At 58.3% G+C, this 11,069-nt stretch carries 13 protein-coding genes and 3 pseudogenes; 4 read left to right on the top strand and 12 right to left on the bottom strand.

What is annotated here, in order from left to right; translation table 11 throughout:
• Positions 1 to 36: 36 nt before the first annotated feature.
• The 8 genes from ACODR8_RS19620 to ACODR8_RS19585 form a co-directional block, all read right to left on the bottom strand.
• Entirely contained in the window at positions 37 to 255 is a 219-nt protein-coding gene (locus ACODR8_RS19620; protein ID WP_489008803.1) for a nuclear transport factor 2 family protein, read from the bottom strand.
• 39 nt (positions 256 to 294) lie between these two features.
• Complete coding sequence (locus ACODR8_RS19615; RefSeq protein ID WP_489008802.1) at positions 295 to 1,044, bottom strand: SDR family NAD(P)-dependent oxidoreductase; 750 nt, start codon at positions 1,042 to 1,044, stop codon at positions 295 to 297.
• A gap of 52 nt (positions 1,045 to 1,096) precedes the next feature.
• Positions 1,097 to 1,483, bottom strand: a complete 387-nt coding sequence (locus ACODR8_RS19610; protein ID WP_224551156.1) for a nuclear transport factor 2 family protein — start codon at positions 1,481 to 1,483, stop codon at positions 1,097 to 1,099.
• A 55-nt stretch (positions 1,484 to 1,538) separates the two neighbouring features.
• Entirely contained in the window at positions 1,539 to 1,889 is a 351-nt protein-coding gene (locus ACODR8_RS19605; protein ID WP_224551155.1) for a Rieske (2Fe-2S) protein, read from the bottom strand.
• Positions 1,886 to 2,296, bottom strand: coding sequence for a cobalamin B12-binding domain-containing protein (locus ACODR8_RS19600; protein WP_224551154.1), 411 nt, complete (start codon positions 2,294 to 2,296; stop codon positions 1,886 to 1,888). The genes ACODR8_RS19605 and ACODR8_RS19600 overlap by 4 nt, the downstream gene beginning before the upstream one ends.
• A complete protein-coding gene (locus ACODR8_RS19595) occupies positions 2,293 to 3,939 on the bottom strand; it encodes a methylmalonyl-CoA mutase family protein (protein ID WP_224551153.1) in 1,647 nt (548 codons plus the stop codon). Before ACODR8_RS19595 ends, ACODR8_RS19600 begins: the two co-directional genes overlap by 4 nt.
• A 9-nt stretch (positions 3,940 to 3,948) precedes the next feature.
• Complete coding sequence (locus ACODR8_RS19590; RefSeq protein WP_224551152.1) at positions 3,949 to 5,349, bottom strand: aromatic ring-hydroxylating oxygenase subunit alpha; 1,401 nt, start codon at positions 5,347 to 5,349, stop codon at positions 3,949 to 3,951.
• Positions 5,350 to 5,633: 284 nt separating this feature from the next.
• The gene (locus tag ACODR8_RS19585; protein WP_489008801.1) at positions 5,634 to 5,813 is read right to left on the bottom strand and encodes a hypothetical protein; all 180 of its coding nucleotides are present in this window, start codon (positions 5,811 to 5,813) and stop codon (positions 5,634 to 5,636) included.
• Between the two features lie 236 nt (positions 5,814 to 6,049).
• Between ACODR8_RS19585 and ACODR8_RS19580 the strand changes: the two genes are divergently transcribed.
• The 4 genes and pseudogenes from ACODR8_RS19580 to ACODR8_RS19565 all read left to right on the top strand — a co-directional run.
• Positions 6,050 to 6,940, top strand: coding sequence for an SDR family NAD(P)-dependent oxidoreductase (locus tag ACODR8_RS19580; RefSeq protein ID WP_224551150.1), 891 nt, complete (start codon positions 6,050 to 6,052; stop codon positions 6,938 to 6,940).
• A 217-nt stretch (positions 6,941 to 7,157) separates the two neighbouring features.
• Positions 7,158 to 7,346, top strand: a pseudogene (locus ACODR8_RS19575) (IS630 family transposase); the annotation flags it as partial.
• Between the two features lie 11 nt (positions 7,347 to 7,357).
• A pseudogene (locus ACODR8_RS19570) lies at positions 7,358 to 7,549 on the top strand (IS630 family transposase); the annotation flags it as partial.
• Between the two features lie 88 nt (positions 7,550 to 7,637).
• A pseudogene (locus ACODR8_RS19565) lies at positions 7,638 to 7,817 on the top strand (acyl-CoA dehydrogenase family protein); the annotation flags it as partial.
• Between the two features lie 170 nt (positions 7,818 to 7,987).
• On the opposite strand, the gene cofC reads toward ACODR8_RS19565, so the two are convergent.
• The 4 genes from cofC to npdG are packed head-to-tail and all read right to left on the bottom strand — an operon-like array spanning position 7,988 to position 10,943.
• Positions 7,988 to 8,575, bottom strand: a complete 588-nt coding sequence (cofC, locus tag ACODR8_RS19560) for a 2-phospho-L-lactate guanylyltransferase (protein ID WP_489008800.1) — start codon at positions 8,573 to 8,575, stop codon at positions 7,988 to 7,990.
• Positions 8,572 to 9,504, bottom strand: coding sequence for a 2-phospho-L-lactate transferase (gene cofD, locus ACODR8_RS19555; protein ID WP_489008799.1), 933 nt, complete (start codon positions 9,502 to 9,504; stop codon positions 8,572 to 8,574). The genes cofC and cofD overlap by 4 nt, the downstream gene beginning before the upstream one ends.
• Positions 9,501 to 10,259 carry a coenzyme F420-0:L-glutamate ligase gene (cofE, locus tag ACODR8_RS19550; RefSeq protein ID WP_489008798.1) on the bottom strand — a complete coding sequence of 253 codons (759 nt, stop codon included), beginning with the start codon at positions 10,257 to 10,259 and terminating at the stop codon, positions 9,501 to 9,503. The genes cofD and cofE overlap by 4 nt, the downstream gene beginning before the upstream one ends.
• A gap of 42 nt (positions 10,260 to 10,301) precedes the next feature.
• Complete coding sequence (npdG, locus tag ACODR8_RS19545; RefSeq protein ID WP_489008804.1) at positions 10,302 to 10,943, bottom strand: NADPH-dependent F420 reductase; 642 nt, start codon at positions 10,941 to 10,943, stop codon at positions 10,302 to 10,304.
• Between the last annotated feature and the right edge of the window lie 126 nt (positions 10,944 to 11,069).

Genomic DNA, 11,069 nt, shown 5'->3' with positions numbered 1-11,069 from the left:
TTTCGCCGCTTTGGGAATCCCCCACGTGAGTCAGCATCACGGACGGATGGTATTATCCTGCCACCCATAGGCTACATCTGCCCAATCTTGGCCGTTGCCGATAAAGCCCCCATGATCGTCATGGGAATCGGGCCAATAGGTCGACTTCATCAGAGCGACGTCGTGTCGGTCGGCCCCCCGGCAATAAGTAACGAGGTTGTCGTGCAGGCATTGCTTGTCATAAAGCACCTGCAATTGCTCTTGCGTTAGAGACACGATCCTCTCCTTTTATGGCTGGTCCAACGAGCGCGCCGCCTATTGAGCGGTCAATCCACCGTCGGCGGGAAGCGCAGCACCGGTGACGAAACTCGATGCGTCCGATGCCAAGAATGCGAATACGTTGGCAATTTCGGAAGGGTCGGCCCCGCGATTGAGTGGCATGCGGGAAATGAAAATATCCGCGTCGGAACCCAGTTTCTCCATGGTGCTCTTGACCATGGGCGTCAGTACGACGCCTGCGTGGACCGAATTGACCCGGATATTCAGTGGGGCATATTCGATCGCGGCAGCCTTCGTCATCCCCGTCACCGCGAATTTTGACGCGCAATAATCCATATTGTTCGCGGCCCCTACCAAGCCATATCCGGACGAGTTATTGACGATGGAACCGCCTCCTGCCCTGATCATCGAGGACAGGACCAGTTTCATGCCCAGGAACGGGCCTTCCTGATTAATCGCGCATACCATGCGATATTCCTCAAGGCTCAGGTCCGCGATCGGCTTCCAGTGCCCCGGATGCCCGGCGTTGTTGACCAGGACGTTTACGGGACCAAAAGCCGCTTCGGTCTCCGCGATCACCCGTTCCCAATCCGCAGCCTGGGTCACATCGAGGCGAGAGACCAACACTTTCTCGCCCAATTCGCTCGCCAGATCCCGAGCCGCATCGACCTGGATGTCACCGATCATGACACTGGCACCCAGGTCATGAAACATGCGGGCCGCAGCAGCGCCGATGCCGCTGGCCCCACCGGTTATAATCGCCACTTTGCCTGTAAGATCGAACATCGCTCGCCTTCCTGATTTTATCTGTGACACCCAAAGATGCCAATCCTTCGGTTCAAACCAGCACGCTGTCCGCCAGCTTGGTGTCGATCAACTCGCGCATGGCCAGAATCCTGTCGCCCCGGAAATGGCAGAATATCGCATAATCGCCATCGAACCTCTTGCCGTTTGCCAGTTCGCACTTGCCCGAGAACATGGCGGAAACGATATCGCCTTCCTCCACCATCTCCTGAAAGGTAAATTCGCCCGGTCGCGCCAGGGCTGCCATGAACGCGTCGAGTTGACCCAAAATGTCCGCCAGCGATCGTTTGCCGCGCAACACCGTGGTGCCTAGAAACTCGTGGGTATAATCTTCGGTTACAGCCGCCTGGATCGCTGCAGCATCGCCACGGCCTACCGCGTCGATATATTGACGAACGGCTTTCTTCTTAGCGCTTTCCAATACCCGACTCCTGCTTCACCAAGTTACTGTGTTCTCTCAAAGCGACAGCGAACGTTCAGCCCGCCTGCCTGACGAAAGGGTTGCTCCCCTGCTCCGCAACGGGTTTCACCTCAACCCGCCCCTCGCGGACGCGAACGGAAAAGCGGCGTAGTGGATCGACCGCAGGGCCAACGATGGCTTTTCCTGTACATATATCGAAGCGCGCACCATGTTTTCGGCAAATGATGTTCATGCCGATCTGTCGCCCCCCCTCCAGCGGGAAATCGAGATGGGTGCAGCGGTTCTCCAATGCATAAAACTCAGCGCCGATGCGGAATATCAATATGGAGGTGTCATCGACCAAGAATGCGCGATGTTTGCCGCTTGGAACGTCTTCCACCGCGCAGACATCGACATAGACCGTCATATGCTAGGCACACCGGCATTTTGCACGAACAGGATGATGTCTTGCGTCTTGGACCCGGCCCCGAATACGCCAGCTACGCCCATTTCCTTAAGTTCGTCGACATCATCGGGGTGAATGATCCCTCCGAGGATCACGGGGACGTGCCCCACCCCTTTTGCTTTCATCGCTTCGATCAACTGGCGCGTATATTCGACATAGGCAGCGGACGAGAAGCTGATGCCTACGACGTCGGACTTCCGCTCGGCGACGGCAGCGGCCATGCCCTCGACGCTGTTATGTTCGCCGATATAATCGACGTCGATGCCTCCGGCTTCGCTTAGCAGACGCGCCAATGTGCGGATGCCTTTCGAATGGACATCCGTGCCCAGCATTCCAAGCATGCATTTTACAGTATTTGGCTTGCTCATGTGTAACTCAGCGGTGCTTGAAGGTGACCATAGGGGTCGAAGGCATGACCATAGGCGACGCGTACCGTCCCCCATATCTCGCCGATGCTGGCATCGGCAACGAATGCGTCGATCATCGCCTGCATCGGGTTATTACCGTCACGAACGACATTATGGACATGTTTCAAAGACTCTGACCAGCGGCCCTGATCGCGCTGCTGCTTGAGTTCCGAAAACCGACGAATATGGGCGTATGTGTTAGTGCGATCAAACTTGAAGCGCGTAGGCGATGGCTCGTCTTCCGGGACAAATTGATTGACGCCGACCATGATGCGCTCGCCGCTATCCATCTCGCGTTGCAGATCGAAGTTGAAATCGTCCATCATCTGCTCGATCTGGCCACTGGCGATTGCTTCGATAAGGCCGATTTTCTCGATCCGCGTCAGCATGGCCACGGCTTCGGCTTCCACCTGATCCGTCAGCGCCTCGATATAGTAGCTGCCGCCAAAGGGATCGGCCACGCGGGCCGCGCCGACTTCATTGGCCAGGATTTGCTGCTGCCGGGTGGCAAGTTCGCGCGCCTCATGGGTCGGTACGCAAACCGGCTCGTCGAACGTGCAGGCTTCCAGCGACTGCACACCGCCGCACAGCGCCGCCAGGCCCTGAATGGCCGTCCGTGTCAGATTGTTGAGCGGCTGCTTATACACCAGCGATTTACCAGACGTGTGGCAGGCAATCCGCAGGCGTTGAGCGCGCACATCTTGCGATGCGAACCGCTCCTTCATCGTCCGCGCCCAATAGCGGCGTAGCGCGCGGAACTTCGCGATCTCTTCAAAAAAGTCGATGTCGGAGGTCGAAACCCACGCCAGGCTGGGCGCGACCTGATCCACGGTCAGGCCGCGATCGATCAGATCCTCCATCGTCTTGTTGATCATGGCCATGCCCAGAGCGATTTCACCTGCGGGAGAAAGACCACGTTCGCGCAGGTCATAGGCTTGTGGCATCCCAAGCGCCCATTTCGGGCTGTTGCGGACGCTGAATTCTATCTCGTCGACCGCTATTCTGTGACCAAATTCAGCAGGCACCAGATGCTTGCCCCAGCCGCATAGCGTCTGTTGCAGCATGTCCGGCATGTTCGAGCCTTGCAGCGTCGACAACGGCTGGCCGCGCTTGACATGCACCGATGCGATCAATGGATAGGCCATGGCCGCCCAATGCCAGGCGGTGTCGACCTTCGCCAGATCCACGCCATCGAGAAGGCGTTCGGCGTCGCGCAACGTCGGGAGCGAACAGCCTTCCAGGCCCACTTCCGGTCCGAAGGCAGGGTGATCAGGATCTACGCTTTGCGTAGTCAGCGGATCCGGAACGATACTGACACCCGTTCCGCCGGAGGCCAGCACCATTTCCAGGCCTTGGCGTGTATCCTCTGGCGATCCATAGCCTACAATGTTTCGCAGCGTCCACATTCGGCTGCGATACATTTGGGGATAGGCACCCCGCGTGAACGGATAGCTGCCTGGATCGCCGAGATTTTCCCTATACGCGTCGTCCTTTTCCTTGGGGAAATAGGCCGGGTCCGTCTCCAGCCCGCTCCAGGTCTTGGTGCGGGAAAGCTTGATTTCGACGTTTTCGACGCTCTCGAAGAGATTTGTGGTCTCGCTCATATTGCTCGCTCAGCCCCGCCCCATCAGTCGGTCAAGCTCAGCAAGATAGTGTCGGATGCGGTTCTCTGATTCTGAAAGGACGTAGCCGTCAAACGCGGACGACTCGATGCCCTTTTGCACTTCCGGCACGCGGACGGCGTCCTGCGCAAGGACTGAGCCAAAATCCGCCAGCGTCTGGGGAACGATCTTTTCTGGCCGTATCGATCCGTCCCAACCCGGAGGGGACACGGCTTCAGGGCCGAACTGACCAGGATCCATGACCATATCGTTCGAACCGCCCACTGGCAGGCATAACGAAATGGCGCGATAATAGCTCTTGCGCGGTTCGGTTTCGTGCGGACGGAAAATCTGGAGCAGCAAGGAGTCACTGAACGCATTGATCGTCACGTTCGGGAAGATGAAGTAATTCCAGTCATCATTGACCTGATCGTCGGTCAGATTCTCGAAATGGTCGTAGCCGTGCCGCTTTGCCCATTTCCGCCGCGTTTCGGCAAAGGCCTTGTTATATTCATAGCCCTTGAGATGGGTGAAATCATCCGGGTCGCCGCCATAAAATTGCAGAAACGCCTTCATTCCATCGGGTACCGATTCGCGATCCTCAAACCGCACGGGAACGCTGCCGATCGGAATGATCATCCGGCTGTTGCCATTGCCATAGAGATCATACTGACAACCCAGCGTCTCGGTGAACGGCGCAACCTGGGGATGCACGTCATCGGCGTGATAAAATTCAATGAACGCATCAAGCGCGGTCTTCCAGTTCGCATCCCAACAGGTCTCGATATCGCGCAGCACCTTGTATTTTTCGAACGGATAGGGCGCGAGATGGTTCGGGATGACGTCCAGTTGGTCCAGCAAGGGCTTGGCATTCAGGTCCATATTGATGAACACTAGGCTGTTCCAGACGCTGCATCGCACCGCCTTCAGTCCGGGACGATGGGCGACCGCCTCCTTGCGGAAAATCATCTCATCGCGAATCTCGACATTCTTGCCGTCGAGACCGAATTTCCAGCCATGGAAATCGCAGGTGAAGATGCAGCCGCCCTGGCTTGCATCACCGCCGACGCTGCCGAAATCGTCATGCACGATGCGGTTTCCGCGATGCGGGCAGACGTTATAATAGGCCGCGATCCCGTCATCACCCTCGGCATTGCGCACGATGATGAAGGATTCCTTGCCATAGTCTGCCTTGAACCAGTCGCCGACCTCCGCGATGTCATGGCTCAGTCCGACGAAAAGCCAGGTCTTCGTCCACATCTTGTCCCACTCAAGGTCGGCTTCTTCTTTGCTGTAGAAGCGTTTGGGATCAACCCGCGCGGTGCCATGATCGATATACGGCGCCTTTTCGCCAGAGCTACCAGGTTCCGCATCGGGGTAAGTGACGAAGCCCCGCTGGTAATCGTAATCCATGGCACCCTCATCATTTATAAAAACAGTATGTAGGACCTAATATGGTATCCGTCCTAACGCAATCCATTTTTACAGCCATCCCTCTAACGGGACGCGCCTCAACGGCCATTTTACACAGCGCGCCGTGTTCCACAAATGAGGTCTGAACGCGCTAGAATAGCGCGCTTTCACCGGCTATGCGCAAGTAGTCCTCATATAAATATAGGACACGGAAAAGCCGCTGCCAAGGGACGTGACGACAGACATCGCCGCCTGCCCCGTCCGAACCGCATGACCAAGAATTCTTAACTCGGCTGCGCGCTGAAATCACCTTCTTCGATCGGAAGCTTCATGGCGATTGGATCGTCAGCCACCTGCCCACCATCATCATCGCCAACATGGTCCGTGCCGACGAGATTGCCGATATTGTCAGCATCAGAAAACTCATGGTCCCTTGAAATTGATCGCCCACCTTTGTCGTTCATAATAAATTCCCGTCAAAAATCGAACAACGCGGCCCCGACTATCGTTCCATGGCGCAGGCGATATCCTGCTGCTACCCTATTCACATCGGGGCGTGTAATGTAGTATATAGGTTCTAAATAATGGATTCGTTGCATCGGCGCTTCGCTTTTGGCCTATTGGGCGCGCGACCGGTCAAGCGCGCAGTCAAGCTGGAAGCTGGCGCAACGATGATATGATTCTTGGTAGAGGATAAGCAATGTCAGCAGGTGCAGCACAGTCCGGCACGATCTTGGTACTGGGAGCCTCAGGCGGCGTGGGGCAATGTCTGACACGACAGTTGCAGGACGCAGGCTACAACGTACTGGGTTCCGCATTGAATGACGCCGATCTTGAGGGGATGAAGGCCAACGGCCTTGACGCGGTAGATCTTTTCGTTGCCGATTTCTCCTCTGCCGATGTGGGCGCGTCCCAGCTTGTGAAAGCCCTTGAGCGCAGCGACCGCCCGCTTTACGCCGTCATCAGTTGTGTTGGCGTCAATCCGTCTGGCCCTTTGGAAACGACGCCTATCGAGACGTTCCGACGCACGATGGAAATCAACACGATTTCCAATCTCGCCATCTATCAGGCTACGCTTCCGCATATCCGCAAGAACAAGGGTCGCTTCATCTTCGTGGGATCGATGTCCGGCAAGATCGCGTTTCCGCTACTTGGATATTACACCGCCTCGAAATTTGCGCTGGAAGGCCTGGCCGATACCATGCGCCTGGAAGCGGGTCAGTGGGGCGTACCTGTCTCGCTGATAGAGCCCGGCGCGATCTCGACTGCCATGGTGCATGGTTTTGGAGCGCAGCTGGATCGCGGGCTTGTGCAGCTCGACGAAGAAGGCCGGCAGAATTACGGACATTATTTCGAGCAGCAAAAGGCGTTTTCCCAGAGCGCCGACAAAGTCGCGGTCGCGCCCGATGTGGTGGCAGCAACTATCATTGAAGCACTGGAAGCGCCGGTACCCGCCAGCCGCTATGCGATCGGAAACGCGGTCGAGCTTCTGGAGCTGCGGCGTATCTCTTCCGACGTCGAAATAGATGCGCTTTTTAACCAGATGCTTCCAGGCAACCGCTCGGTTCTGCAATCGACCGATCCAATATAAGCTGGTTCATTCGCCGATCCGCTATAAGGCTTTTCAAGGCAATGCAGCGGGTCGGTTTCGCGTCGGATCGAGGGGCGAGCGGCGGACGTCCTCTCTATCTGGAAGGCGCGTAAGGACATTTCGCTGGAAGAACTTCGGGTAGCGCTGGCTGACACCGGCCTGATCGTCTCGGTGGCAGGACTTCATCGTTTCTTCGTCCGCCGAGGCATGACGCGCAAAAAAAACTGGCCATGCAATCGAGCAGGACCGCCCCGGCGTCCTGAAGCAGCGGCATGATTGGTTCGAGGGGCAGGTCGATCTCGAACCGGAACGGCTTGTCTTTATCGATGAAGCCTGGACCTTCACCAACATGACCCGCAGCCATGGTCGCTGCGCCGAAGGCGAGCGACTGCTGATGGGGTTTCCATCGTGCCGATCCCTTCGAAAACCCCTGAACTCAATCCGCAGGAAAACATCTGACAATTCATGCGTGACAATTGGCTGTCGAACCGGGTGTTCGGTTCCTATGAAGAGATTGTCGATCACTGCACCTGCGCCTGGAATCAGCTCGTCGATCGGCCGTGGAAGATCATGTCCATCGGCCTCCGAGACTGGGCACACGGGTTCTGATCAATGAAACTTGGTATCAGTCCGTCAAAAGATGAACGACCGCCCTGTCCTGGAATGATGATCGCCAGTCCGATTCCCATCTGTTGCTGGCAAAGCTGGGGAAGCCGCGATCAAGATCGACTCCGCCTGGATGGATGTCTACCGCGCCTGCGACGTCGTCGATCGCATCGCGCAGGAGCGGCCGGTCACGAAGATGGAGAAAGTGAAAACCCAGGCCGACTGCGGCTACGCCATGCGCCTGGCTCGCGAGGCGGCGGACATGACGTGACCTGAGCGTCGGCTCGCGCCACAATGCGCTCAATGCCGGCCTGTCGCTCGAACTGCTCGGGCGTGCGCTGACCGGGGGGAAATCCAACATCCGCAATATGCCAGAAATCTGACTATTGCAGCTGGTATAACGGATCAAGGTACGCGCGTCTGTGTGATTCACAAGACCCGTTACGCCGCTGTCCAGCGCCTGATTTCCGGTGCATGACGGCAGGCCCGGTCATAATCCTCCGGCGTGTCGATATCGAGCGACAAGCCGGTGCGATGGATGATGGCCGCTCTGTCCTGCCCGGCTTCGACGTGCTGCACGAAGCTATTCGGACCAAAGTGAAAGGCGAACCCGGCCGGGTCGACCAGCGCAATCGCATTCGTGCCAGTCCCTGCATGATCCGGCGCGATGGCCATTGATGCCCTGCCCGCCGCTTCCAGTAGGTCGCCAATGTCCTGCGGTTCCAGCAAAGGAAGGTCGGCATGGATGACGAGCAGACATTGTGTCGCCAGATCCGCTGCAAGACTGTTCAACTCGGCATTGAGGCCCCGTCCCGCGTCGCCGATGAGGCGACCGTGCCACGCTGGCGGGCGTATGTCGGACAGCACGGCGATCTCCCCCACAGCATCGCAGCCAGCGAGCACCGCGCATGTGCGATTGAACATGGCATAGCTCAAACGGTCACGCTGCTCTTCAGAGAAAATCCCCGCAAGACGGGTCTTGCGCGCCGCGCGCCCCTTGAACGGGATTACCGCCGTCCAGTTGATCACCGCAATGTTTGCGCCAGCGCCAGCGTTGCCCGCGCCACCCGCGCCCGGTCCGTAAGGCTGTTCATCATGATATCCGTCGCTGCCGATGCGACGCCGAGCGCACTGCCGTCGTCGCCGGAATCGATGAGCAGGCCATCGATCAATCCTTCATAATGCCGCGCGATCGTCGAAAGCGACACAGACTGGCCAAGTTCGGCCATCAGTTTCGCTGTCGGCCCCTTTACCGCCTTGCCACCGACGATCGGCGAGACCGCAACTACCGGTGCCACGCTGTTTCTAAGGGCGTCGCTTATCCCAGGCACGGACAGGATGGGGTCGATGCTGAGATAGGGATTGGACGGCGCGATCACGATGGCGCTGGTTGCAGGGTCGGTGATCGCCTCCAGGACGCCCGGTGCTGCACGGGCCATCCCCGCGCCCTCAAAGCGGATGGCGCTGACCTGCGGCATACACCGGCGCTCGACAAAATAACGCTGGAACGCCAGATCGCCCTCATCGGTCGTCACGATCGTGGCGACGGGATCGTCGCTCATCGGCAGCACGGACACGCCAATATTCCATGCGGCGGCAAACTGCGCGGTCACGGTGCTCAACGCATGGCCGGCCCGCAATTGGGCAGTCCGCAGGATGTGCAGCGCCAGATCACCATCGCCAAGCTGGAACCAGTCTTCCCCGCCCAGCGATCGCAACGCAGCCATGAAGTTCCAGCTTTCATCCGCGCGACCCCAGCCTTTTTCGCGATCAGCTTTCAACGCCAGCGTATAGAGCAGCGTGTCGATATCGGGCGATATATTGAGACCAAGATGCTCGAAATCGTCGCCTGTATTGACGATCGCTACGACCTGATCGGCTGGCATGACTTGACACAGGCCCAGAACCAGCTTCGCGCCGCCGACACCGCCCGTCAACACGACGATCTTTTCCGTCATCGGAACAAATCCTCCGTTATCGGGCGGACGATCACGGATGCAGGTCTATCCGCTTCGGTCCAGTGCAGCCCACGGACGAGAGCCGCAGGCACGCCTTCGGACCCTTCCCCCATCGCCAGCCCCGCCGCTGACGCTACCATGTCTGCAAGCGCGATCTGCGTCACTTCCAGAACCCGTCCGTCCCGGTCCATCTCGCCCCTCTTGTCCCGAAGCGCTGGCAGCCCGCTTGCACCGAGGGCGACGCAGACGATCCCCATGCGCCAGGGACGACCAAAGCTGTCCGAGATAACGACGGCGGGCGCATGACCAAAGCGCTGCTTCAGCCCCTGCCTGATACGCTCGGCCGACCCGTCCGCATCTTCAGGCAGCAGCAGCGCATAGTCACCCTGTCGATCGCCGATGTTGGAGCGATCGATCCCGGCGTTGGCCATGACATGGCCGCTTCTGTGCTGGGTAATGAGTACATGGGGAACCGCACGCAGCACCGCGCGCGATTCCGCCAGGACGAGTTCAACAAGCTGCGCGTCCTTGCGCGTGATTTCAGCAAGGCGCAGCGCCTCTGGCCCAGGCACGACCTGGGCCAGATCGACAAACCGGTCTTCCGCTTTGGATACGATCTTTTGCGTAACGACCAGTATGTCGCCATCGCGAAAGGGTGCGAGACCGAGCGCTTCTATGCTGTCTGCCAGTATTTCATCGAGAGCGGCGTGCTGTTCGATTTCGCCGATCCCCGTTAGGGGGCAGATTTCTATCATTCGTCATGCCATTTCGGTTCATCGGGAGCGTGCCGATCGCGCTTATTCCAAAATGCCGGTCAAGCGAATACCTGCTTCGCCGGGGCCGTAATTTTTATTGATGAAGATCAATATCGAGGTCAGTGCCTCCGCGGCAGCCGAATTGCAGAGCGCGCCGGCATGAAAGGCACGCAGGCCCATCAAACCGGCCAGTTCGACGACCTGTTCGCGCGCTGCCTTGTCATCGCCGAACACCAGCACGTCGCAATCGATCGCCTCATCGGTCGCAAGCTTGTGAGCCGCGACATTGTGAAAAGCCGATACGACGGTGACGTCTTCTCCCAACTGGGACTGCGCGCGTTGGGCGGCGCTGCCTTCGGGGGGCAGCTGAACGCGCATCACCTTGGGCGGCACCAGTGGCACAGTGGTATCCACGACGATCTTGCCGGCACAATGCGGCGCGATGTCGGCAATGGTTCCTGCCTGGGCCGCGAAGGGCACGGCGATGATGATGATGTCCGCTTCACGGGCCGCATCGGCGTTCGCCCGGCCGGAAAGGCCAAAGCCCAATTCTGCCGCAGCGCGTTCCGCGCTCTCCTGCGAGCGGGAACCGATAAGGACAGTACGACCAGCCTTGGCTAGTCGCCGCGCGATCGCCGCACCAAGATTGCCGGTTCCGCCGATTACTGCGATTGTTTCTGCCATCTCAATCATCCTCTTCAAATCAGGGCTATTCAGCCGCTTCAAGTGCATAAGTATTCACATGTCCGTACAGCGTAGTCCGCTGCGAGGCAGGTCGACCGGCCTCGCGTGCGAAGCCATGCATTTGCG

The sequence above is a fragment of the Sphingobium sp. FG58 genome (assembly GCF_057809055.1).
The sequence above is the reverse complement of the archived record's forward strand: the minus strand, read 5'-3'. Positions and strand labels throughout refer to the sequence as shown.